This is a genomic window from Citrobacter sp. TBCS-14, from assembly GCF_005280805.1.
Taxonomy (GTDB): domain Bacteria; phylum Pseudomonadota; class Gammaproteobacteria; order Enterobacterales; family Enterobacteriaceae; genus Citrobacter; species Citrobacter gillenii.
The window spans coordinates 1-24535 of sequence record NZ_SZWM01000295.1 but is presented as its reverse complement, the minus strand read 5'-3'; the positions used below and the strand labels follow the sequence as shown (position 1 = coordinate 24535).

Here is a 24535-nt window from a genome sequence, read left to right as displayed (position 1 = left end):
CTTTACTGTTTCGCAAACACCTCTTTTGCGGCGAACAGCCCGTTCAGCGCAGCGGGAAAGCCTGCGTATACTGCCATCTGCATAATCACTTCAGTAATCTCCTCCTGCGTTAATCCCACGTGCAGTGCGGCGGCAATGTGCACCTTTAGCTGCGGTGTGGCGTTACCTAACGCGCCAGGTGCGGCGTGGAAAACTGGACGCGGCTAGTGTGGCGCTGCCGCTGGAGGCTACTGGACTCACCGTGATCCCGCTCGCCTGTCTGCATTGAAGAGCCGCTGGAGCATGATGTTCTGCTTGCGCGTATTGCGCGTGGCGAGGGGGTGAGCCTGTTTCCGGCATCGTTTGCAGCTATCCAGCGGCAGGGGGTGGTGTTTCGTCCGCTATGCGACACGGAATTGTGCATCACTGTCGGACTGGTATTACCGACTGAACAAGAATCTCGCCTGCAATGGCTTCCTTTATTACTCTCGGCGTCCTTCCTTTCTGCACGTTAAAGTGAATTATTTTCATCTTCACTGAGTATTCCTCACCTTTCACGATGATTTTTATGTTGACGTTACGGCGCTTTTCCGTCATTTTTACATCTAGACGTCTAAACGTATAGCAGTTCACAACACAACATATAACGACAAAAGATTGATGAGGTAAGGTATGAGCTTTTTTCACGCCAACCAGCGGGAAGCCCTGAATCAGAGCCTGGCTGAAGTCCAGGGTCAGATTAACGTTTCGTTTGAGTTTTTCCCGCCGCGCACCAGTGAAATGGAGCAAACACTGTGGAACTCAATCGATCGCCTGAGCAGTCTGAAGCCCAAGTTTGTCTCCGTGACCTACGGCGCAAACTCCGGTGAGCGTGACCGCACGCACAGCATCATTAAGGGGATTAAGGATCGCACCGGTCTTGAAGCGGCCCCGCATCTGACCTGTATTGATGCTACTCGCGACGAGCTGCGAATTATCGCTCAGGATTACTGGAACAACGGGATTCGTCATATTGTGGCCCTGCGCGGCGACCTGCCGCCAGGCAGTGGCAAACCGGATATGTACGCCGCCGATCTGGTTGGGTTACTCAAAGAAGTGGCAGACTTTGATATCTCTGTTGCGGCCTATCCGGAAGTCCACCCGGAAGCGAAAAGCGCCCAGGCCGATCTGCTCAACCTGAAGCGTAAGGTCGACGCCGGAGCGAATCGCGCGATCACCCAGTTTTTCTTCGACGTGGAAAGCTATCTGCGTTTTCGTGACCGCTGCGTAACTGCAGGTATCGATGTGGAAATTATCCCGGGTATCCTGCCGGTCTCTAATTTTAAGCAGGCGAAAAAATTCGCTGACATGACCAACGTGCGCATCCCTTCCTGGATGTCGACGATGTTTGACGGTCTGGATGATGATGCGGAAACCCGCAAGCTGGTGGGCGCTAACATTGCCATGGACATGGTGAAGATTTTAAGCCGTGAAGGGGTGAAAGATTTCCATTTCTATACGCTCAATCGCGCCGAGATGAGCTACGCGATATGCCATACGCTGGGCGTCAGGCCTGCTTAATTGTAACATCAGCCCTCTACGGAGGGCTTTTTGTTGATCATTTTGATCTACATCTCTGTAACTAAAAATATAAAAGGATTTAGCTATCGAATCTGTGGGTTTTTTCGACTATATCTTATCTCTGGTGGTGTATATCGTAGCTAGAACACTGTAAAGGGAGCATATAGATGAGCATGTCCGACGATAGCCAAAACGCATCAACTGCCGGTAAGTGTCCTTTCCATCAAGGCGGTCACGATCCCAGCGCGGGAGCAGGAAGAAATAACCGCGACTGGTGGCCGAATCAACTCCGCGTAGACCTTTTGAACCAACACTCCAACCGTTCGAACCCATTGGGTGAAGATTTCAATTACCGCAAAGAATTTAGCAAACTCGACTATTCTGCCCTGAAAGGGGATCTCAGAGCCCTCCTGTCCGAATCTCAACCGTGGTGGCCCGCTGACTGGGGCACGTATGCCGGTTTGTTTATCCGTATGGCATGGCACGGCGCAGGGACCTATCGCTCCATTGATGGACGCGGTGGCGCAGGTCGCGGACAGCAGCGTTTTGCACCACTGAACTCCTGGCCAGACAACGTGAGCCTGGATAAAGCCCGTCGTTTGTTGTGGCCTGTTAAGCAAAAATATGGTCAGAAAATTTCCTGGGCCGACCTGTTTATCCTCGCGGGTAACGTGGCGCTGGAAAACTCCGGCTTCCGTACCTTTGGCTTTGGTGCCGGTCGTGAAGACGTATGGGAACCGGATCTTGATGTGAACTGGGGTGACGAAAAAGCCTGGTTGACGCACCGCCATCCGGAAGAGCTGGCGAAAGCCCCGCTGGGTGCGACTGAGATGGGACTTATCTACGTGAACCCGGAAGGGCCGGATCACAGCGGCGAACCGCTTTCCGCGGCAGCAGCGATTCGTGCCACCTTCGGCAACATGGGGATGAATGACGAAGAAACCGTGGCGCTGATTGGCGGTGGTCATACGTTGGGTAAAACCCACGGTGCAGGTCCTGCATCGCACGTCGGCCCCGATCCAGAATCAGCACCGATTGAGGCCCAGGGCTTAGGTTGGGCCAGCAGCTACGGCAGCGGTGTGGGCGCAGACAACATCACCTCCGGTCTGGAAGTGGTCTGGACGCAAACGCCGACCCAGTGGAGCAACTATTTCTTCGAGAACCTGTTCAAATACGAATGGGTACAGACCCGCAGCCCGGCCGGTGCTATCCAGTTTGAAGCGGTCGATGCCCCTGAAATTATTCCGGATCCGTTTGATCCGTCGAAAAAACGTAAGCCGACGATGCTGGTTACCGATCTGACGCTGCGTTTTGATCCGGAATTCGAGAAGATCTCCCGTCGTTTCCTCAACGATCCGCAGGCGTTTAACGAAGCCTTTGCCCGCGCATGGTTTAAGCTGACGCACAGGGATATGGGGCCAAAATCACGTTACATTGGACCAGAAGTCCCGCAGGAAGATCTGATTTGGCAGGATCCGCTGCCGCACGCGTTCTTCAACCCAAGCGAAGAAGATATCCTTAACCTGAAGGCGACCATTGCGGCTTCCGGGCTTTCCGTGGGCGAGTTGGTGTCGGTGGCATGGGCTTCTGCGTCAACGTTCCGCGGGGGCGATAAACGCGGCGGGGCTAACGGGGCGCGTCTGGCGCTGAATCCGCAACGCGGCTGGGAGGTGAATGCGACGGCAGCCCGTGTTCTGCCGGTGCTGGAAGGTATTTATAAATCGGCGCATACCGCCTCGTTAGCCGATATCATCGTGCTGGCAGGCGTCGTTGGTGTAGAGAAGGCGGCAAGCGCGGCAGGTGTCAGTATCAATGTACCTTTTGCGCCGGGTCGTGTGGATGCGCGTCAGGATCAGACTGATATTGAGATGTTTGACCTGCTCAAGCCGATTGCCGATGGTTTCCGTAATTATCGTTCCCGTCCTGAGGTTTCGACCACCGAGTCGCTGCTGATCGATAAAGCGCAGCAACTGACGTTAACCCCGCCGGAAATGACCGTGCTGGTGGGCGGTATGCGTGTGCTGGGAACAAACTTCGATGGTAGCCAGCATGGCGTCTTTACCGATCGCCCAGGCGTGCTCAGCACTGACTTCTTTGTCAATCTGCTGGATATGCGTCATGAGTGGAAGGCGGTTGATGCGTCACAGGAGCTGTTTGAAGGTCGCGACCGTCTGAGCGGCGAAGTGAAGTACACGGCAACCCGCGCTGACCTGGTGTTTGGCTCTAACTCGGTCCTGCGTGCTGTGGCTGAAGTGTATGCCTGCAGCGATGCCCACGAGAAGTTTGTGAAAGACTTTGTCGCGGCATGGGTGAAAGTGATGAATCTGGACCGTTTCGACTTGCTGTAAAGCAAGAGGCCGGATGGCATACAGAAAATCCCCGCAATTGCGGGGATTTTTATTGGCCGTTAGGCATGGCCGGATAAGGCGAAGCCGCCATCCGGTCAAACCGTGCTTATTCCCACTCTTGCAGGAATCGCTGACCGTACTGATCTGCCACCAACAGCGCGGCGTAAACCTGATCAGGCGTGGCTCCGCCAGGCATGTTGTGAATGGTTTCGCCTTCGGCACAGGCTGCTTCGGCCACGATGCGCATTTTGGCCGGAATATCCTGCTTGATATCCAGTTGGGCAAGGGTGATTGGCAGACCAACGGAGTGGCACAGTGCCGCCACGGTTTCAATTTCTTCTACCGGCGCATTTTCCAGTACTAACTGCGTTAACGTACCGAATGCCACTTTTTCACCGTGATAATAGTGATGTGCATCCGGGATGGCCGTCAGGCCGTTGTGAATAGCATGTGCTGCGGCCAGCCCACCGCTTTCAAAACCGACGCCGCTCAGGTAGGTGTTGGCTTCAATCACGCGCTCCAGCGCTGGGGTCACCACGTGCTGCTCGGCGGCCAGCATCGCTTTTTCGCCTTCTTCGATCAGCGTGTTGTAGCACAGCTCGGCTAGCGCCAGTGCCGCCTGAGTACACTGACCACCGGCCATGGTGGTGGCGCCGCTGCGTGAACAGGCGCGGGCTTCAAACCAGGTTGCCAGCGCATCGCCAATGCCGGCGGCAAGTAAACGAGCCGGTGCCCCCGCGACAATTTTGGTATCCACAATGACCCGGTCCGGGTTGTTCGGCAGCAGCAGATAGCGATCGAACTCACCTGCATCGGTGTAAATTACCGACAGCGCGCTGCAGGGGGCATCGGTTGAGGCAATGGTCGGTGCAATGGCAACCGGCACGCCCATAAAGTGGGCCAGTGCTTTGGCGGTATCCAGCGTTTTACCGCCACCAATGCCTAATACCGCGCCACACTGCGCTTGTTCCGCGACGCCGCGCAGGCGATCGATTTCGTTTTGTGAACATTCGCCGCCAAACGGGGCGATTTCCAGCGCCAGACCGGCATCCTGGAAGCTTTTTTCCAGGGCGGGTTGGGCAAAGCCTAAGACAAATTTGTCTCCAACAACCAGCCAGCGTTCCGCCAGCGGTTTGAGGTAACTGCCAAGACGAGTAATAACATCGGCACCCTGGATGTATTTACCCGGTGATTGAATAATGCGATCCATACGTTATCTCCTTAAAGAGTGATCCGACCAAATGCGTTGTTCCAGTCCTGCTCAAACTTCTCTATTGCAGACTCTACCGCAGGGGTATTGAGCATTTGTTGCGCTACATCTAATGGCAGGGTGATTGCTTCACATCCTGCCAGTAAGCAATCCAGCGCCTGGCGTGGCGTTTTAAAGCTGGCTGCCAGCACCATGCTGTTTGGCGCATGCAGCTCCAGCAATGTTTGCAGTTCCTGTACCGTGCGGATACCGTCTCCGCCCTGGGCGTCAACACGGTTCACATAAGGGGCGACATATTTTGCTCCCGCCAGCGCGGCCAGCAGTCCTTGCGCTGCGCTGTACACGGCGGTGCCTAAGGTGGTAATACCTTCTTTTTTCAGTTGCTTGATGGCCGCCAGACCTTCGGCGGTGACCGGGATTTTAACGACGATACCTGGTACGGCGAGGCTCAGGCGCTTAGCTTCTTCCACCATCCCCTGCGCATCACGGCTCATGGTCTGCGCGAACAGAATGCCGTCTTTGCCCATTGCCTTTTGCAGACGCGGCAGTACCTCCCAGATGGACTCTTTACTTGCCGCCACGATGCTTGGGTTGGTAGTGACGCCAGCAATCGGGAAGATGCGTGCCAGACGTTCAACTTCCGCCACGTTGGCGGTATCCAGGTACAGTTCCATACAAAACACCCTCTTAATATTCGGTTAGCCGCCCGTTGCCGGAATGCTGTTCTGCGTACAGGATAAGAGCGTTTTACAGTCGTGCGCTATCTGACAAATCTGCCAAAAACTGGATAAATGTAATGTATCTGTCAAAGTGAGAGATACATCACATGTTAATTAGCTATGGGTTTATTCTGGGGTATAGAGAGTTTTGAGGGTTCTTGAATATTACAAAAATCCAGTAAACGATGGATTTGTGCTCAGTCTGTATCGCTACGCAACGGCTTCACTGCCGATGTGCCTCTTTTTCCGTTAACTGGCTGTGATATTGCCGACGATACTCTGACGGAGAACGCTCTGTATTCTTACGAAACAGGCGACAGAAGTAGTTACTGTCGACAAATCCACAGGAGTGTGCCACTTCTTTCACCTTCAGGTCGTAACCCTTCAGCAGCGCCTTCGCGTGTTCCAGTCGCGTATGGTTCAGATACTCGTTAAAACCAATCGCCCCGGTTTTCTGAAACAGGTGTGAGAGGTAATTCGGTGAAATGTAGAATGCCTGGGCGACGGATTCGCGGGTCAGCGGCGAGGCGTAGCGTTCGTCGATATAGTCGCGAATAGCGTCGAAAAGCGCCTGACTACGCGACGCGGTCTGGATCTGGCTGCCCAGCAGATCGCGACAGTGGCTTAACAGACTGGCGACGATCAACCTGGCCGTTTGTTGCTCCTGTGGCTGCATCTGCATCTCATGTAGCGTTTGCAGCAGGAAAGAGCCAATACGCGGTCCGCGCCGCGCAACGTGTTGTTTGGCGAGGTTTTGATATTGTTTTCCATCCCACTGAACGATGCTGAAACCTAACTGCTGTTTGCCGAACAGGATGCTGAGCGTGGTGACCGGCGTGTGCCACTGCGGGAGATTCCAGCCACCTGCCGGGACGTACAGCACATCACCAGAGGTAAGTTTGTTTCCGATGCTGACATCAGCAAACTCGCCTTCCAGTACAATTTCCAGACGGGGAAAATCAACCTGATAGGCTAATTCCGGCATTGAACCGTTGGTGCTGGCGAAACACACCTGCCGCAGCGGGAGGGGACCGTTAATCAGGCGGGAGAGAAGGTGGCTGACGTCGTGATACATGTGAATCCCTTGCTGGCAACTGACAGGGCCACAGTAACGTTGAAAGCAACCGCCCTCAAGTGATTATTGCCGGATGGCGGCTAATGCCTTATCCGGCCTACAAGTCATTGCGAGCTGTAGGTCGGATAAGCGTAGCGCATCCGGCAGCCTGTTATTGATTACCGATTTGATCGCCGTAAGGCAGAGTATCGTAATCAATCAGGGCGTTTTTCTTGTACGGATTACCAATCCAGCGGGTTGTCTCTTTGAACTGCGGGTTGGTAATGGCACGTGTCGGGTCGAATCCATCGTAGGTAAAGCCCGCTAAATCAGACCAGGTATGAATAAGTTCAGAGCTGCTGTACTTACGATCGACATCTTGTGAGAAGTCACGCGGGTGTGCAGCCTGCCATTTTTCAGACGTCCATAGCAGGAACGGCACCGTGTACATATGACGCGTTGGGTTGTCTTCATTACGCCCCTGCGTTTTATGCGGCGGCGTGTCATACACCTCTTCGCCATGGTCGGAGAAGTAGAGCAGGAAGCCGTTCGGATCGGTGGCTTTGTAGTCGTTAATCAGGCTGGCAATGATGTGGTCGTTATACACATTAGCGCTGTCGTAATCGTTATAGGCTTCCAGCTCATCGTTGCTCAGGCCTGCAGGAACGTGGTCGATATTGTTGTCGAATTTCCCCTGACCATCCGGATAGCGGAATTTGTACTTAATATGTGTTCCCAGCAGATGAACGATGATGAATTTTTTCGGCGCCGGATCGGCCAGCACTTCTTTAAACGGTGCCAGCACGTTGCTGTCATATTCGCGCGCACTTTGCGTTCGCTGCTGGTTCATATAGAACTGCTTATCCGTTTGCTTGGAAAATACGGTCAGCATGGTGTTACGGGCGGTCATGGTTTGCTGGTTAGTGATCCAGAAGGTCTTATACCCCGCCTGCTTCATCATGTTCATCAGCGACGGCTGCGTCAGATATAAATCCGGGTTCTTCTCGTTAGCAAAGGTCAGCGCCTGCTGCAGGATTTCAATAGTGTAAGGACGAGAGGTCACAACATTATTGAATACGGTCAGGTTAGGATCGGATTTGTGCAGCGCGTCCAGTTCCGGCGTGGTTTTACGCGGATAGCCGTACAGGCTCATGCGCCCACGCTGAGTTGACTCACCAATCACCAGCACCAGCGTGCGCGGAGCATCGCCAGAGTTGTCTTTAAAGTGCGCCAGTGGCGGTAGCGCATTGTTCTCATTCAGCAGACTGTTCAATGAGGTTAGTTGTTGACGATACTGATAATAGCCAGAAATAAACTGCCACGGTGCGGCGGGCTCCATACGAGCAGCAAGACCGTTCAGCGTTTGCTCGAAAGGTTTATGCTTAATAAATGTATTGACGGTCATCGGGTGCAGAATCAAGCCGTATAACAGCGCAAACGACACCAGATAACGCCAGGGGGAGGGAATATGAACCGGGCGCAGGCGCGTCCACAGCAGAATCGCTACGGCGGTATAGGCCAGCGCGATGAAGACAATTTTAAGGCTGAAATACTGACTTAAGTATTCGCTGGCTTCGTTGGCATTAGTCTCAAACATCACGTACAGCACGCTCTGTGAGAACTCCTGCCCGTAAATGACGTAATAACTCAGTGCGGCGAGCGACGCGGCCCACAGCACGACGCCAATGACGGCGGCAATAATACGGATACGATTAGGGAATAAGAATACCGGGATCAACCATAGCGAACTAAATAATAATGAGTCACGTAATCCGGTCGATCCGCTATAACCGCTAAAATAGATAATGGCCTGCAGTAATGAAGAAAAAAACCAAAAATAGAGAAGTGCCCAACCTAGGGCTTTCCAGCTAAACGGGGGTTTAGTCTGGAGTTGTAAGGATTGCATAGTGTGAGCCTGTCATTAATCGTGTCGCCAAGAGTAGCGGCTAAATCTTAAGGAGATCTGAAGCGTCGCGACGTTAAGATCGCGTTTCGTTGATGATTCATTCATAAAATAAATGAATCAAGGCAAGAATATATTTGAAATGAAACGGTTATGACAAGCGTTTTTGAGGTCACCCCCGCGCAATTGCACGAGGGTGACAGGGGGGGCTTACTTAACCGGTATTACGCATACCCGCTGCGACACCGGCGATGGTGACCATCAGCGCTTGTTCAACGCGCGGATCGGGGGCTTCACCTTGTTCTTCTGCCAGACGCGAACGGTGTAACAGTTCAGCCTGTAGCACGTTCAACGGATCGGTATAAATATTTCTTAACTGAATTGACTCGGCAATCCACGGCAGGTCGGCCATCAAATGTGAGTCGTTGGCGATTGCCAGTACCACGTTGATGTCGGCTTCCAGACGGTGGCGCAGTTCTTCACCTAACGGCCACAGCTCTTTTTTGACCAGACGCTGATCGTAGTATTCTGCCAGCCACAGGTCCGCTTTCGAGAACACCATTTCCAGCATGCCAAGGCGCGTGGAGAAGAATGGCCAGTCGCGGCACATCGCTTCAAGTTCGCTCTGTTTACCGTCTTCAACTACTTTTTGCAGTGCGGTACCTGCGCCCAGCCAGGCCGGGAGCATCAGGCGGTTTTGTGTCCAGGCGAAGATCCACGGAATGGCACGCAAAGACTCTACCCCACCGGTCGGGCGGCGCTTAGCTGGACGTGAGCCGAGCGGTAATTTACCCAGTTCCTGCTCGGGAGTTGCTGAGCGGAAGTAAGGTACAAAGTCTTTGTTCTCACGCACGTAGCCACGGTACAGCTTGCAGGAGATATCTGACAGCTCATCCATAATATGGCACCAGCTGTCTTTCGGTTCCGGCGGTGGTAGCAGGTTGGCTTCCAGGATCGCGGCGGTGTACAGAGACAGGCTGCTGATGGTCACTTCCGGCAAACCGTATTTGAAGCGGATCATCTCACCCTGCTCAGTGACACGCAGTCCGCCTTTCAGGCTGCCAGGTGGTTGTGAGAGCAGTGCCGCGTGGGCCGGAGCGCCGCCGCGGCCGATAGAACCACCCCGGCCGTGGAACAACGTCAGTTCAATGCCGGCTTTTTCGCAGGTTTTGATCAACGCATCTTGCGCCTGATATTGCGCCCAGGACGCCGCCATCACGCCTGCGTCTTTTGCGGAATCAGAGTAGCCAATCATGACCATCTGCTTGCCCTGAATCAGACCGCGGTACCAGTCGATATTCAACAACTGAGTCATTACATCGTCAGCATTGTTGAGGTCGTCCAGCGTTTCAAACAGCGGCGCTACCGGCATGGTAAAACCAATGCCAGCTTCTTTCAGCAGCAGGTGAACGGCCAGCACATCCGACGGTGTTTTTGCCATCGAGATCACGTAGGCAGCAATAGAACCATGAGGTGCTTCGGCAATCACTCGACAGGTATCGAGGACTTCGCGGGTATCGTTACTCGGTTCCCAGCTGCGCGGCAGCAGTGGACGTTTGGAGTTCAGTTCTCGGATCAGGAAGGCCTGTTTGTCTGCTTCTGACCAGCTTTCGTAGTCGCCAATGCCCAGGTAACGGGTCAGTTCGCCCAGCGCTTCGGTATGACGGGTGCTTTCCTGACGAATATCGATACGCACCAGCGGGACGCCAAAACATTTCACTCGGCGCAAGGTATCGAGCAGTTCGCCATTGGCGATGATGCCCATACCGCAGGCTTGCAGTGACTGATAACACGCGTACAGCGGTTCCCATAGCTGCTCGTTTTGTGTCAGCAGACCTGCAGGTTTCGGCAATTTTTCGCCTTTCAGTCGCGCTTCCAGCCAGGCCTGGGTCGTCATCAGACGCGAACGGAGCATTTTCATCAGATGGCGATAAGGTTCTGCCGCGCCTTCTTCACCCACCAGCGCTAATAGCTCAGGCGTGGCTTCGACCATCGACAGTTCAGAAACCAGAAACTGGATGTCTTTCAGGAACAGATCGGTCGCTTTCCAGCGGCTGAGCAGGAGCACGTGGCGGGTGATATCTGCCGTTACGTTCGGGTTACCGTCACGGTCACCGCCCATCCACGAGGTGAATCGGACTGGGACAAAATCGACTGGCAGCTTGTAGTTCAGATGCGCTTCCAGCTGTTCATTCAGTTCACGCAGATAGTTCGGTACACCTTCCCACAGGCTATTTTCAACCACGGCGAAGCCCCATTTGGCTTCATCAACCGGGCTGGGACGCAGTTTACGGATTTCATCCGTGTGCCATGATTGGGCGATTAGCTGGCGCAGGCGACGCATCAACTGGTGGCGTTCGTAATCGACGATGTCTTTGTTATCAAGCTGCTTGAGGCATGCGTTAACCTCACCCATTTTATGAATCAACGTACGGCGGGTGATTTCGGTTGGGTGTGCGGTCAGGACCAGCTCCAGAGAAAGCGATTCCACGGCTTTTTTGATTGTTGCTTCATCGAGGTTAGGCTGGTCTTTCAGTTTACGCAGGGTTCGGGCAATCACTTCCGGGTTGCTGGCAGCTTCGCCTTTTGGCGAAATGCTGTGGTACTGTTCGGCGGTATTGGCCAGGTTCAGGAACTGACTAAACGCACGGGCAACTGGCAGCAGCTCGTCGTTAGACAGATTCTGCAGCGTAGTGAGCAGTTCCTGACGGTTCGCTTCATTGCCAGCGCGGGATGATTTAGACAGCTTACGGATTGTTTCTACGCGATCGAGAATGTTCTCTCCCAGCGCATCCTTGATGGTTTCTCCCAGCACTTTGCCGAGCATACTGACATTACTACGCAACGCGGAATATTGTTCGTTCATATGATCCCAGACACCCCATCTGTTTTGAATATGTCCTGTATCTTTCGCGTCCCAGCGGCATTGGCTGCAACGCGAAATCTTTCGGACTTAACTTTTTAGTCGTCTTTTATAAAGCCACGTAAAACACCTGACGTCAATTGCTGCGAAATCGGTTCAGCAAACGAAAAAATGGCGGGAATTTACGTTATTTAATTCACATCGCGTCAAATAAGCGTTGCTTATGCAAATGTTAAAAGAATCGCCTTGCTTACCACTAAAGGATTAGCAAGGCGACGTTCGGTTAATGCCAGCAAAAATGATGCACAACCTGGGTAATTAATTCGCGGGTTGGCTTAATGAAGCGTGTTTCCAGATATTCATCTGGTTGATGTGCCTGATTAATGGAACCTGGTCCCAGTACTAGCGTCGGGCACAGCGTCTGGATAAACGGTGCTTCTGTGCAGTAGTTCACCACATCGGTTTTCTCGCCGAGCAGTTTTTCCACCACCTCGACCAGTTGGTGATCCGGCGGGCATTCGTAACCTGGGATCGGCGGGTGCAGCTCGGAAACCGTCAGTCGGCCAGGCCAGCGTTCGCTCACCGGGGCCAGCGCGTCCGTCAGTAAGCCATTCAGGTCGCTTAACGTCATTCCCGGCAACGGGCGGATATCCATGTGCAGTTCGCAGCAGGCGCAAATACGGTTGGAGGCATCGCCGCCATGCAGGCTGCCGAGGTTCAGCGTCGGGTAAGGCACGGTGAATGAATCGTGGTGATAGCGTGCTTTCAGCGAGTCGCGCAACTGCATAATGTGGCCGATGGCATCGTGCATCAGTTCAATGGCGTTCACGCCGCGCGCTGGATCGCTGGAATGGCCAGACTGGCCGAGCACGCGCACCGCCGTGGAGATATGGCCTTTGTGTGCGCGAATTGGCTGCAGGGATGTTGGCTCACCGATGATCGCGCAATCCGGGCGAATCGCCGTATTTTCAGAGAAGTAGCGTGCGCCCGCCATACTGGTCTCTTCATCGGCGGTGGCCAGGATGTAGAGCGGCTTTTTCAGCTGTTTCACATCGACATCACGCAGTGCATCGAGAATAAACGCGAAGAAACCTTTCATATCCGCCGTACCCAGTCCGTAGAGCTTGTTGTCATGTTCGGTCAGGGTGAACGGATCGCGCGTCCAACGTCCGTCGTCAAACGGTACGGTGTCGGTATGACCGGCGAGCAGCAGGCCGCCTGCACCGGTGCCTGTACTTGCCAGCATATTGAATTTATTACGGGTGCCGGGAACCGGTTGTACCTCAACGCTGAAGCCTAAATCTTTGAACCAATCCGCCAGCAGAGTGATTAAACCTGCATTACTTTGATCGAGCGCTTCTTCGGTGGCGCTGATCGATGGTGTGGCAATCAGAGCGCGGTAAATCTCGATAAATGGCGGTAAATTGTTTTTCATTGTTGACACACCTCGGGTCATGATAGTATCAATATTCATGCAATATTTGTGAATAAAAATACAATAATGTTGAGCGAAATAAAACCCACCAAGTGAAAGGTGAGGTGATAAAGGCTTATACCTGGCAACCGAATATAAGAAGGTGAACAGCCCCGATGTTGAATACGCTGATTGTGGGCGCCAGTGGCTATGCTGGTGCAGAGCTTGTGACCTATGTAAATCGCCATCCTGATATGAACATAACCGCTTTGACTGTCTCAGCGCAAAGCAATGATGCAGGAAAATTAATCTCTGATTTACATCCGCAGTTAAAGGGCATTGTTGATTTGCCGTTGCAACCCATGTCGGATATCCGCGAGTTTAGCGCAGGGGTAGACGTTGTGTTTCTGGCGACGGCCCATGAGGTTAGTCATGACCTGGCGCCACAGTTTCTGGAAGCGGGCTGCGTGGTGTTTGACCTCTCTGGTGCATTCCGTGTTAACGACGGCGCCTTCTATGAAAAGTATTATGGCTTTACTCATCAGCATCCTGAGCTGCTGGAGCAAGCGGTCTACGGGCTGGCGGAGTGGAGTGCAAGCAAACTAAAAGACGCGAATCTGATTGCTGTACCGGGTTGCTATCCCACGGCGGCGCAGTTGTCGCTTAAGCCTCTGATTGATGCCAACCTGCTTGATCTCAGCCAGTGGCCGGTAATTAACGCCACCAGTGGTGTGAGTGGAGCAGGACGTAAAGCTGCCATCTCGAACAGCTTCTGTGAAGTGAGTCTGCAACCGTATGGTGTATTTACCCACCGCCATCAGCCGGAGATCGCCACACATTTGGGGGTGGACGTGATTTTCACTCCGCATCTGGGAAACTTCCCGCGCGGCATTTTAGAAACCATCACCTGTCGTTTGAAGCCGGGCGTGACCCATGCGCAGGTGGCGCAAGCACTGCAGCAGGCCTATGGTGATAAACCGCTGGTTCGTCTGTATGACAACGGTGTCCCGGCCCTGAAAAATGTGGTGGGTTTACCGTTCTGCGATATCGGTTTTGCCGTTCAGGGCGAGCACCTGATTGTGGTGGCAACCGAAGACAATTTATTGAAAGGCGCTGCCGCACAGGCGATGCAGTGCGCAAATATCCGTTTCGGCTTTGCTGAAACGCAGTCTCTTCTTTAAGGGTGCAATGATGAATCCATTAATTATCAAGCTGGGCGGCGTTTTACTGGATAGCGAAGAGGCGCTGGAGCGTTTGTTTACCGCTCTGGTCAATTATCGCGAGTCGCACCAGCGTCCGCTGGTCATTGTGCACGGTGGCGGCTGCGTGGTTGACGAGCTGATGAAAGGGCTCAACTTGCCGGTGACAAAGAAAAATGGTCTGCGCGTGACGCCAGCCGACCAGATCGACATCATTACCGGTGCCCTGGCCGGAACGGCGAATAAAACGCTGCTGGCGTGGGCGAAGAAACACCATATTGACGCTGTTGGTCTGTACCTTGGCGACGGCGACAGCGTAAAAGTGACCCAGCTCGATGTAGCGTTAGGTCATGTTGGACTGGCACAGCCTGGTTCTCCTAAGCTGATTAACACGCTACTGGAAAACGGTTTTCTACCGGTCGTCAGCTCGATAGGCGTCACGGAAGAAGGGCAACTGATGAACGTCAATGCCGATCAGGCTGCGACGGCGCTGGCGGCAACGCTGGGTGCGGATCTGATCCTGTTGTCTGACGTCAGCGGTATTCTGGATGGTAAAGGCCAGCGGATTGCCGAAATGACCGCAGCCAAAGCAGAACAGCTGATTGAGCAGGGTATTATCACCGATGGCATGATTGTGAAGGTGAACGCGGCGCTGGACGCGGCACGTACGCTGGGACGTCCAGTGGATATCGCTTCCTGGCGTCATGCTGAACAACTCCCGGCGCTGTTTAACGGCACGCCGATCGGTACGCGTATTCTGGCTTAACTATTATTGTGCCGGATGGCAGCGTCGCCTTATCCGGCCTGCATGGGTTTTGTAGGCCCGGTAAGCGTAGCGCCACCGGGCAAAATATCATATTAAGGAAATTCGTTATGGCACTTTGGGGTGGGCGTTTTACACAGGCAGCAGATCAGCGGTTCAAACAGTTCAACGACTCTTTGCGCTTCGACTACCGCTTGGCCGAGCAGGATATCGTCGGCTCTGTGGCCTGGTCCAAAGCGCTGGTCACGGTCGGTGTGTTGACTGCTGATGAACAATGTCAATTGGAAGAGGCGTTGAATACTCTGCTGGAAGAAGTACGCCTCGACCCGCAACAGATCCTGCAAAGCGATGCGGAAGATATTCACAGTTGGGTAGAAGGCAAGCTCATCGATAAAGTCGGGCCGTTGGGTAAAAAACTGCATACCGGGCGTAGCCGTAATGACCAGGTGGCAACCGATCTTAAACTGTGGTGCAAAGACACGGTGCTTGAATTGTTGTCTGCTAACCGTCAGTTGCAAAGCGCGCTGGTGGTGACAGCAGAGAATAATCAGGATGCCGTCATGCCGGGTTATACCCACCTGCAGCGTGCCCAGCCGGTGACGTTTGCTCATTGGTGTCTGGCCTATGTTGAAATGCTGGCGCGTGATGAGAGCCGTCTGCAGGATGCGCTCAAGCGTCTGGATGTCAGCCCGTTAGGCTGCGGTGCACTGGCGGGTACTGCCTATGAAATCGATCGCGAGCAATTGGCTGGCTGGCTGGGTTTCGCCTCGGCGACCCGCAATAGTCTGGATAGCGTATCCGATCGTGACCATGTTCTGGAGCTCCTCTCAGATGCCTCTATCGGTATGGTTCACCTGTCACGCTTTGCTGAAGATCTGATTTTCTTTAATACCGGGGAAGCTGGTTTTGTGGAACTGTCCGATCGCGTAACCTCCGGTTCATCATTAATGCCGCAGAAGAAAAATCCGGACGCATTAGAGCTGATTCGTGGCAAATGTGGCCGCGTGCAAGGTGCGTTGACTGGCATGATGATGACGCTGAAAGGACTGCCGCTGGCGTATAACAAGGATATGCAGGAAGACAAAGAAGGGCTGTTCGATGCACTCGATACCTGGCTGGACTGCCTGCATATGGCGGCGCTGGTGCTGGACGGTATTCAGGTAAAACGCCCACGTTGCCAGGAAGCCGCGCAGCAGGGCTATGCCAACGCTACGGAGCTGGCCGATTATCTGGTGGCGAAAGGCGTCCCGTTCCGTGAAGCACACCATATCGTGGGTGAAACGGTAGTTGAGGCGATTCGTCAGGGCAAACCGCTGGAAGCACTGTCACTGGCTGATTTGCAAAAATTCAGCGCCGTGATTGGCGATGACGTGTACCCGATCCTCTCGCTACAGTCGTGCCTCGATAAGCGTGTGGCGAAAGGGGGCGTTTCACCGCAGCAGGTAGCGCAGGCGATCGACTACGCGAAGGCGCGCCTGGCGTAACGTGTGTTTTGCCCGATGGCGGTAAACGCCTTCGCGTCGCCATCCGGCAAATAGTTATCTGAGCCTGGCATCAAGCCGGGCTTTTTTATGCAAAAAAAAGCGGACCAGAGGTCCGCAAACGTTCACGTTGGCTTTAGTTATTTCGAGTATGAGAACGGACAGTAGCTTCAAGGGTTAAAGGGGTACCGTTCCGTTTCTGTGGTGCATTATTAAACAGAATGCTTGATAGGGATAATCGTTCGTTGCTATGCTACCTATCGCTACGAACTATCGTGGCAATGGAGGATGAATAATGAATATTCGTGATCTTGAATACCTGGTAGCACTTGCCGAACACCGTCACTTCCGACGAGCGGCAGACTCTTGTCACGTCAGCCAGCCAACGCTGAGTGGGCAAATCCGCAAACTCGAAGATGAGCTTGGCGTTATGCTGCTGGAGCGGACGAGTCGTAAAGTGCTGTTCACTCAAGCGGGTTTACTGCTGGTGGATCAGGCGCGCACCGTGTTGCGCGAGGTCAAAGTGCTCAAGGAGATGGCAAGCCAACAGGGTGAGACAATGTCTGGCCCGCTACATATTGGTTTGATCCCAACGGTAGGACCTTACCTGCTGCCGCATATTATTCCTATGTTGCACCAGACCTTCCCGAAACTGGAAATGTACCTGCATGAGGCGCAAACGCATCAGCTGCTGGCGCAACTGGACAGCGGTAAACTCGACTGCGTGATTTTGGCGCTGGTGAAAGAGAGTGAAGCGTTTATCGAGGTACCGCTGTTTGATGAGCCGATGATGCTGGCGATCTATGAAGATCACCCATGGGCAAATCGCGACCGCGTACCGATGTCCGATCTGGCAGGTGAAAAACTGTTAATGCTCGAAGATGGTCACTGTTTGCGTGACCAGGCGATGGGCTTTTGTTTTGAAGCCGGGGCCGATGAAGACACCCATTTCCGGGCAACCAGTCTGGAAACGCTGCGCAATATGGTGGCGGCAGGCAGCGGGATTACCTTACTGCCCGCGCTGGCTGTCCCACCGGAGCGTAAGCGTGATGGTGTGGTGTATGTGCCGTGCATTAAACCAGAACCGCGTCGTACCATTGGTCTGGTGTACCGTCCGGGTTCGCCGCTGCGCAGCCGTTATGAACAGCTGGCAGAGGCCATCCGTGGTGCAATGGATGGCCATTTCGACAACACGTTAAAACAGGCGGTTTAGGCCGTTCAGTGCAGCTACCCGATAGGCTTCCGCCATGGTTGGGTAGTTAAAGGTGGTGTTAACGAAGTACTCGATGGTGTTACCACCACCTTTTTGCTCCATTATTGCCTGACCGATATGAATAATTTCGGCAGCGCGTTCGCCAAAGCAGTGGATCCCTAAAATCTCTTTGGTTTCCCGATGGAACAGAATCTTCAATGTTCCGACACTCATCCCGACGATTTGTGCGCGTGCCAGATGTTTAAACTGCGCGCGGCCAACCTCGTAAGGGACTTTCATTGACGTCAGTTGCTGTTCAGTTTTACCGACGGAGCTGATTTCGGGAATGGTGTAAATGCCTGTCGGAATATCTTCGATCAAGTGCGCGGTGGCCTCACCCTTGACCAGCGCCTGGGCGGCGATACGGCCTTGATCGTAGGCTGCGGAAGCAAGGCTCGGATAACCGATCACATCCCCTACGGCATACACATGCGGCAGCGCCGTCTGGTACATGCTGTTCACTTTTAGCTGGCCGCGGCTGTCCGTCTTCAGGCCAATATTCTCCAGCGCTAATGAATCGGTGTTACCGGTACGACCGTTGGCGTACAGCAGGCAGTCGGCTTTTAGTTTCTTTCCGGATTTCAGGTGCATGATGACGCCATCATCGCAGCCTTCAATTTTCTCGTATTCTTCGTTATGGCGAATCACCACGCCGCTGTTCCAGAAGTGATAAGACAGCGAGTCGGACATCTCCTGATCAAGAAACGCCAGCAGACGGTCACGGGTATTGATCAAATCAACTTTGACGTCCATTCCCCGGAAGATCGACGCATATTCACAGCCAATGACGCCCGCGCCATAGATCAGAACGTGGCGAGGTTCATGGTGCAGGCTGAGTATGGAATCACTGTCGTAAACGCGCGGATGAGAAAAATCGACATCATTTGGGTGGTAGGGACGCGAACCGCAGGCAATAACAAATTTATCTGCCGTGAGCGTTTCCACCGTACCGTCGTGGCACTCCAGAGCGAGGGTGTGTTCGTCAACAAAACGGGCATTCCCCTGCAAAATTTCACAGTGGTTTCGCTCGTAAAATCCTTGCCGCATACGCGTTTGCTGATTAATGACGTTATCGGCATGGTTAAGAATATCGGCAAAAGAAGAGCGAAGAAGCCGGGAATGGTCGCTGTAAAGTGGGTTCTGATTGAATTCAATGATACGGCTGACGGCGTGGCGGAGTGCTTTAGATGGGATGGTGCCCCAGTGGGTACAACCGCCGCCGACGTTATGATAGCGCTCAATAACGGCGACGCGCGCGCCTTGCTTAACCAGACCCATTGCAGCGCCTTCGCCGCCGGGGCCGGAACCTATTACTATTGCATCGTAATCGTAGGAATGTGACATGGTCAGGCTTACCTGTTCTTATACATAAAAGCAACAGAATAGTAACATCGTTGTCAGGATAACCCAATTATCGTTGTGCTTTTTTGCGAAGTCGAAGCACAAACAGCGCGTAAACAATCATTCACAAAGCCATGCCAACCGCCTAATCTCTGGTATAGTGCCAGCAAGGTATAAGGAAGGATTCAGACATCGTGATGGGCGTTAGAGCGCAACAAAAAGAAAAAACCCGGCGTTCGCTGGTTGAGGCCGCATTTAGTCAATTGAGTGCAGAGCGCAGTTTTGCCAGCCTCAGTTTACGTGAAGTTGCTCGTGAAGCGGGCATTGCGCCAACCTCATTTTATCGCCATTTTCGCGATGTGGATGAGCTCGGCCTGACGATGGTGGATGAGAGCGGCCTGATGCTACGCCAGTTGATGCGCCAGGCGCGTCAGCGTATCGCCAAGGGCGGCAGTGTGATCCGCACCTCGGTCTCAACATTTATGGAGTTCATCGGCAACAATCCCAACGCCTTCCGTTTATTATTGCGCGAGCGGTCTGGTACCTCCGCGGCGTTTCGTGCCGCCGTGGCTCGCGAAATTCAGCATTTCATTGCGGAACTTGCGGACTATCTGGAACTCGAAAACCATATGCCTCGTGCGTTTACTGAAGCACAAGCCGAAGCCATGGTGACGATTGTTTTCAGTGCGGGGGCAGAAGCGCTGGATGTTGGCGCCGAACAGCGTCGACAACTGGAAGAGCGGCTGGTATTGCAACTGCGCATGATCGCCAAAGGCGCATTTTACTGGTATCGCCGTGAACAAGAGAAGATGACGCATCACTCCGAGTAACGAGAAGGACGAGCAATGAAACAGTCAGGTCAAGATAAAGGTACGCTGCTGCTGGCGCTGGTTGCTGGCTTATCGATCAATGGTACATTTGCGGCGCTGTTTAGCTCCATTGTGCCATTCTCTGTATTCCCGATTATTTCGCTGGTGCTGACGGTTTACTGCCTGCATCAACGTTACCAGAATCGCACAATGCCTGTGGGGCTGCCGGGTCTGGCTGCGGCCTGTTTTATTCTTGGCGTTCTGTTGTACAGCACCGTGGTGCGTGCGGAATACCCGGATATCGGCTCGAACTTCTTCCCAGCGGTCCTGTCAGTGATTCTGGTGTTCTGGATCGGCTTTAAGGTGCGTAACCGTAAGCAAGAAATTGCGGAATAGTATTTGTAGGCCGGGGGTATCTTTGCTTTCCCGGCCTACAAAAAAATCACTTCGCGGTCAGTAATACTCCGCACTCCATGTGGTGCGTATACGGGAACTGATCGAACAGCGCCAGACGTGACACATTGTGCGTCTGGCTCAACGTTTCCAGGTTCTTACACAGTGTCTCCGGGTTGCAGGAGATGTACAGAATACGCGGATACGCCTGCACCATCTTCTCTGTTTCGCTGTCCAGGCCGCTGCGCGGTGGATCAACAAAAATGGTTTCACACTGGTAACTCTTCAGGTCGACGCCCTGTAAACGGTTGAACTCGCGCACCCCGTTCATCGCCTGAGTAAACTCTTCTGCAGCCATACGAATAATTTGCACGTTATCAATATGGTTAGCCGCAATATTGTACTGCGCGGCAGCCACGGACGGTTTAGCGATTTCAGTGGCCAGTACGCGGTTGAAGTTCTGCGCTAGCGCTAACGAGAAGTTGCCATTGCCACAGTACAATTCAAGCAGGTCGCCCTGCGAATCTTTGGTGACATCAATCGCCCATTCCAGCATCTGAATGTTCATGGCGGCATTCGGCTGCGTGAAGCTGTTCTCAACCTGGCGGTAGATAATCTCTTTACCCGCAACCGGCAAACGTTCATCGATGTAATCTTGATCCAACGCGATTTTGGTTTTGGTCGCCCGGCCAATCAGATGCACATTCAGGTTTTGCGCGCGTAGCGCATCCCGCAGTGCTTCGGCTTCCTGACGCCATTCGTCATCTAACTTTTTATGGTACAGCATGGATACCACCGCCTGATTGCTCATGGTGGTGAGGTAATCAATCTGGAACAATTTATGACGCAGGACGTGATTGTGACGAACGCCGTCAATCATGGCTGTCATCAGCGTGTTGATGAGTTCGCTGGCTGCCGGAAAGCTGTCGACGCGAATACGGCTTTTGGTCTGGCTTTCAAACATGATGTGATACAGGTCGTCACCGTCATGCCACAGGCGGAATTCAGCACGCATGCGGTAATGACTGACCGGCGAGCGAAACACTTCCGGAGCCTGATCAGTAAATGGCGTCATTAAGCTCTGTAAACGAGCCACTTTATCGGCTAGCTGCGCGTCATACTGTTCTGTCGGGAGGTGTTCGGGGGTCATGATGCGTCCTGAAAAATAAAAGTACGCGGGGATTGTAGGGATTGCTCAGTAGATGTCCAGTTATTGATGATTTCTAATATTGTGATACGCAGTCTGGACAGTCGGTAATAACAAACTGTAGCATCCGCGTTCCGGTCCTGTGAGTTAAAAGGGAATCCAGTGTAAATCTGGAGCTGACGCGCAGCGGTAAGGAAAGGTGAAATGAGAGCGTAAGCAGACACTGCCTTTGGGTGGGAAGTCTTCATTTCTTTTTATTCGCTATATTGAATAACCTTCCAAGCCCGAAGACCTGCCGGCTAACGTCGCATCTGGTTTTCATCATCGCGTACTATCGGTGGGACCTGCGGCATCCTTCTTATATTGTGGATGCTTTACAATGATCAAAAAATCATTGCTGCTGACGGCACTTTCCGTCGCGGCATTTTCTGGTTGGGCGCAGGATGCTAGCCCGGATACTCTCGTCGTTACGGCTAACCGTTTTCAGCAACCCCTTAGTGCAGTGCTTGCTCCCATCACCGTTGTTACGCGCCAGGAAATCGATCGCTGGCAATCTACCTCTGTGAATGACGTTCTTCGCCGCCTGCCGGGTGTCGATATCGCGCAATACGGTGGTATGGGACAAAATTCGTCTATTTCTATTCGTGGGACCAACGCCAGCCATGTACTGGTGCTGATTGACGGCGTGCGCCTGAATTTAGCTGGGGTGAGTGGTGCCGCCGATCTCAGCCAGTTCCCGGTATCACTGGTGCAACGTATTGAATACATTCGTGGGCCGCGTTCCGCTGTTTATGGTTCTGATGCGATCGGCGGTGTGGTGAATATCATTACCACGCGAGAAAAACCGGGGACGGAATTGACCGCCGGTGTGGGCAGTAATGGTTATCAGAATTACGACATCTCGACGCAGCAACAGCTCGGTGAGAATACGCGCGTGACGCTGATGGGGGATTATGCCTATACCAAAGGTTTTGACGTTGTCGCCTACGGTAGCACTGGTGAGCAAGCGCAGCCCGATAAAGATGGTTTTTTAAGTAAGACGCTGTACGGCGCACTGGAACATAACTTCTCCGACACCTGGAGCGGGTTTGTGCGCGGCTATGGCTATGATAACCGCACCAATTATGATTCTTACTACTATCCAGGCACGCCGTTAGTCGATACCCGTAAGCTCTATAGCCAAAGCTGGGATGCCGGACTGCGCTTTAATGGCGAGCAAATCCAATCACAACTGGTTTCCAGCTACAGCCATAGCAAAGACTACAACTATGACCCGGACTATGGTCGCTACGACTCCTCGGCAACCCTGGATGAGATGAAGCAATATAACGTGCAGTGGTCAAACAGTATCGTGGTTGGCCATGGCAATGTGGGCGCTGGCGTCGACTGGCAAAAGCAAACCACAGAGCCAGGCACCGGGTATGTTACGGACGGTTACGATCAGCGTAATACCGGTATTTATCTGACCGGGTTGCAACAGCTTGGCGACTTCACCTTCGAAGGCGCGGCGCGCAGCGACGACAACTCCCAGTTTGGTCGGCATGGCACATGGCAAACCAGCGCCGGATGGGCGTTCATTGACGGCTATCGTTTCATTGCTTCTTATGGTACCTCTTATAAAGCACCTAATCTGGGGCAGCTGTACGGTATGTATGGCAATGCAAACCTTGATCCTGAAGAGAGCAAGCAGTGGGAAGGGGCGTTTGAAGGGTTAACGGCGGATGTAAACTGGCGTTTGTCAGGATATCGCAACGACATCGATAACATGATCGATTATGACCCCCACACTCTGAAATACTATAACGAAGGGAAAGTGCGGATTAAAGGCGTTGAAGTGACGGCGAGTTTCGATACGGGTCCGCTGGCGCATACGCTGAGCTATGACTATGTCGATGCGCGTAATGCGATTACGGACAAGCCGCTGGCCCGCCGTTCCAAACAGCAGGTGAAGTATCAGCTCGATTGGCAGGTCTATGATTTTGACTGGGGCCTGACGTATCAATATCTGGGAACACGATATGACAAGGACTATGTCACTAACCAGCCGGTAAAATTGGGTGGAGTGAGTTTGTGGGATCTGGCGGTGTCATATCCGATCACCTCACAGCTGACAGTTCGTGGTAAAATCGCCAACCTGTTCGATAAAGATTACGAGACAGTTTATGGCTACCCAACTGCAGGACGGGAATACACCTTGTCTGGCAGCTACACTTTCTGATCCACGTCCCACCGTGCTGGTGTTTGATTCCGGCGTCGGTGGGTTGTCGGTCTACAATGAGATCCGCAACCTCTTGCCGGATCTCCACTATATATACGCTTTCGATAACGTTGCCTTTCCTTATGGAGAGAAGAGCGAGGAATTTATTGTCGAGCGTGTTGTTGAGATTGTGACTGCCGTTCAGCAGCGCTACCCCCTTTCACTGGCTGTTATCGCCTGCAATACCGCCAGCACGGTGTCACTCCCTGCGTTACGCGAAAAGTTCGCTTTCCCGGTCGTCGGCGTGGTACCTGCAATTAAACCGGCGGCGCGCCTTACGGCTAACGGTGTAGTGGGGCTGCTGGCGACGCGAGCGACGGTGAAGCGTTCATATACGCATGAGTTGATTGCGCGCTTTGCGAACGAGTGTCAGATCGCGATGTTGGGTTCCGCTGAGTTGGTGGAACTGGCGGAAGCGAAGCTGCACGGAGAAGCAGTTCCTCTGGATGAGTTGCGCCGCATTCTGCGACCATGGTTGCGGATGTCGGAACCGCCGGATACGGTTGTTCTCGGATGTACGCATTTCCCTCTATTACAGGAAGAACTTTTACAGGTTCTACCTGAAGGGACGCGACTGGTGGATTCCGGTGCCGCGATTGCGCGTCGCACGGCTTGGTTGTTAGAACATGAAGCACCTGACGCAAAATCAGCTGACGAGAATATTGCCTTTTGTATGGCAATGACGCCTGAAGCTGAACAATTACTGCCAGTCCTCCAGCGTTATGGCTTCAAAACGCTCGAAAAACTGGCAGTTTAATCAGTTTTGGTGAAATAATACGCACTCGGAAAATTATTTTAAATTTCCCCTTGTCAGCCTGAAATAACTCCCTATAATGCGCCTCC

Annotated in this window: 18 protein-coding genes, 2 pseudogenes and 1 riboswitch; of the genes and pseudogenes, 11 read left to right on the top strand and 9 right to left on the bottom strand. The window is 53.1% G+C overall.

The window, feature by feature from the left end; genetic code table 11:
- Positions 1–2: 2 nt before the first annotated feature.
- Positions 3–185 (bottom strand): annotated as a pseudogene (locus tag FDX22_RS14520) (carboxymuconolactone decarboxylase family protein); the annotation flags it as partial.
- On the opposite strand from FDX22_RS14520, the pseudogene FDX22_RS14515 reads away from it, so the two are divergent.
- The 3 genes and pseudogenes from FDX22_RS14515 to katG form a co-directional block, all read left to right on the top strand.
- A pseudogene (locus tag FDX22_RS14515) lies at positions 167–494 on the top strand (LysR family transcriptional regulator); the annotation flags it as partial. The pseudogenes FDX22_RS14520 and FDX22_RS14515 overlap by 19 nt on opposite strands.
- A gap of 157 nt (positions 495–651) precedes the next feature.
- Complete coding sequence (gene metF / locus FDX22_RS14510) at positions 652–1539, top strand: methylenetetrahydrofolate reductase (RefSeq protein WP_096758802.1); 888 nt, start codon at positions 652–654, stop codon at positions 1537–1539.
- Between the two features lie 167 nt (positions 1540–1706).
- On the top strand, positions 1707–3887 hold the full coding sequence (gene katG, locus FDX22_RS14505; protein ID WP_146717398.1) for a catalase/peroxidase HPI: 2181 nt from the start codon (positions 1707–1709) through the stop codon (positions 3885–3887).
- A gap of 106 nt (positions 3888–3993) precedes the next feature.
- Here the strand turns inward: katG and gldA are convergent, their stop codons facing one another.
- The 6 genes from gldA to argE all read right to left on the bottom strand — a co-directional run bounded on the left by gldA (position 3994) and on the right by argE (position 13071).
- Positions 3994–5097, bottom strand: coding sequence for a bifunctional L-1,2-propanediol dehydrogenase/glycerol dehydrogenase (gene gldA, locus FDX22_RS14500; RefSeq protein ID WP_135912759.1), 1104 nt, complete (start codon positions 5095–5097; stop codon positions 3994–3996).
- An 11-nt stretch (positions 5098–5108) separates the two neighbouring features.
- A complete protein-coding gene (fsa, locus tag FDX22_RS14495; protein WP_146717397.1) occupies positions 5109–5771 on the bottom strand; it encodes a fructose-6-phosphate aldolase in 663 nt (220 codons plus the stop codon).
- A 268-nt stretch (positions 5772–6039) separates the two neighbouring features.
- Positions 6040–6891, bottom strand: a complete 852-nt coding sequence (locus FDX22_RS14490; RefSeq protein WP_146717396.1) for a helix-turn-helix transcriptional regulator — start codon at positions 6889–6891, stop codon at positions 6040–6042.
- 151 nt (positions 6892–7042) lie between these two features.
- Entirely contained in the window at positions 7043–8776 is a 1734-nt protein-coding gene (locus tag FDX22_RS14485) for a phosphoethanolamine transferase CptA (protein ID WP_137400463.1), read from the bottom strand.
- A gap of 211 nt (positions 8777–8987) precedes the next feature.
- Positions 8988–11639 carry a phosphoenolpyruvate carboxylase gene (gene ppc / locus FDX22_RS14480; RefSeq protein ID WP_115259747.1) on the bottom strand — a complete coding sequence of 884 codons (2652 nt, stop codon included), beginning with the start codon at positions 11637–11639 and terminating at the stop codon, positions 8988–8990.
- A 280-nt stretch (positions 11640–11919) separates the two neighbouring features.
- Positions 11920–13071: an acetylornithine deacetylase gene (gene argE / locus FDX22_RS14475; protein ID WP_096758795.1), complete on the bottom strand. Its 1152-nt coding sequence runs from the start codon at positions 13069–13071 to the stop codon at positions 11920–11922.
- A 155-nt stretch (positions 13072–13226) separates the two neighbouring features.
- Here argE and argC point away from each other — a divergent pair, with 155 nt between their 5' ends.
- The 4 genes from argC to oxyR all read left to right on the top strand — a co-directional run bounded on the left by argC (position 13227) and on the right by oxyR (position 17706).
- Entirely contained in the window at positions 13227–14231 is a 1005-nt protein-coding gene (argC, locus tag FDX22_RS14470; RefSeq protein WP_117343670.1) for an N-acetyl-gamma-glutamyl-phosphate reductase, read from the top strand.
- 7 nt (positions 14232–14238) lie between these two features.
- Complete coding sequence (gene argB / locus FDX22_RS14465) at positions 14239–15015, top strand: acetylglutamate kinase (RefSeq protein WP_117343671.1); 777 nt, start codon at positions 14239–14241, stop codon at positions 15013–15015.
- Between the two features lie 107 nt (positions 15016–15122).
- Positions 15123–16496: an argininosuccinate lyase gene (gene argH, locus FDX22_RS14460; protein ID WP_146717395.1), complete on the top strand. Its 1374-nt coding sequence runs from the start codon at positions 15123–15125 to the stop codon at positions 16494–16496.
- A 292-nt stretch (positions 16497–16788) separates the two neighbouring features.
- Entirely contained in the window at positions 16789–17706 is a 918-nt protein-coding gene (oxyR, locus tag FDX22_RS14455; protein ID WP_115259743.1) for a DNA-binding transcriptional regulator OxyR, read from the top strand.
- On the opposite strand, the gene sthA is transcribed toward oxyR, so the two are convergent.
- A complete protein-coding gene (gene sthA, locus FDX22_RS14450; RefSeq protein WP_096758790.1) occupies positions 17689–19089 on the bottom strand; it encodes a Si-specific NAD(P)(+) transhydrogenase in 1401 nt (466 codons plus the stop codon). The two genes, oxyR and sthA, sit on opposite strands and share 18 nt — an antisense overlap.
- A gap of 191 nt (positions 19090–19280) precedes the next feature.
- On the opposite strand from sthA, the gene fabR reads away from it, so the two are divergent.
- Positions 19281–19916: an HTH-type transcriptional repressor FabR gene (fabR, locus tag FDX22_RS14445; protein ID WP_003028862.1), complete on the top strand. Its 636-nt coding sequence runs from the start codon at positions 19281–19283 to the stop codon at positions 19914–19916.
- Positions 19917–19931: 15 nt separating this feature from the next.
- A complete protein-coding gene (locus tag FDX22_RS14440) occupies positions 19932–20291 on the top strand; it encodes a YijD family membrane protein (RefSeq protein ID WP_003825114.1) in 360 nt (119 codons plus the stop codon).
- 46 nt (positions 20292–20337) lie between these two features.
- Here FDX22_RS14440 and trmA read toward each other — a convergent pair whose 3' ends face one another.
- Entirely contained in the window at positions 20338–21438 is a 1101-nt protein-coding gene (gene trmA, locus FDX22_RS14435) for a tRNA (uridine(54)-C5)-methyltransferase TrmA (RefSeq protein WP_135912755.1), read from the bottom strand.
- Positions 21439–21553: 115 nt separating this feature from the next.
- A riboswitch (cobalamin riboswitch) is annotated at positions 21554–21750 on the top strand.
- A gap of 64 nt (positions 21751–21814) precedes the next feature.
- Between trmA and btuB the strand changes: the two genes are divergently transcribed.
- Together btuB and murI are read left to right on the top strand one after the other, a co-directional pair.
- Complete coding sequence (gene btuB, locus FDX22_RS14430; protein ID WP_146717394.1) at positions 21815–23653, top strand: TonB-dependent vitamin B12 receptor BtuB; 1839 nt, start codon at positions 21815–21817, stop codon at positions 23651–23653.
- Positions 23598–24449: a glutamate racemase gene (murI, locus tag FDX22_RS14425; protein ID WP_115259740.1), complete on the top strand. Its 852-nt coding sequence runs from the start codon at positions 23598–23600 to the stop codon at positions 24447–24449. Before btuB ends, murI begins: the two co-directional genes overlap by 56 nt.
- The last annotated feature ends 86 nt before the right edge of the window (positions 24450–24535 follow it).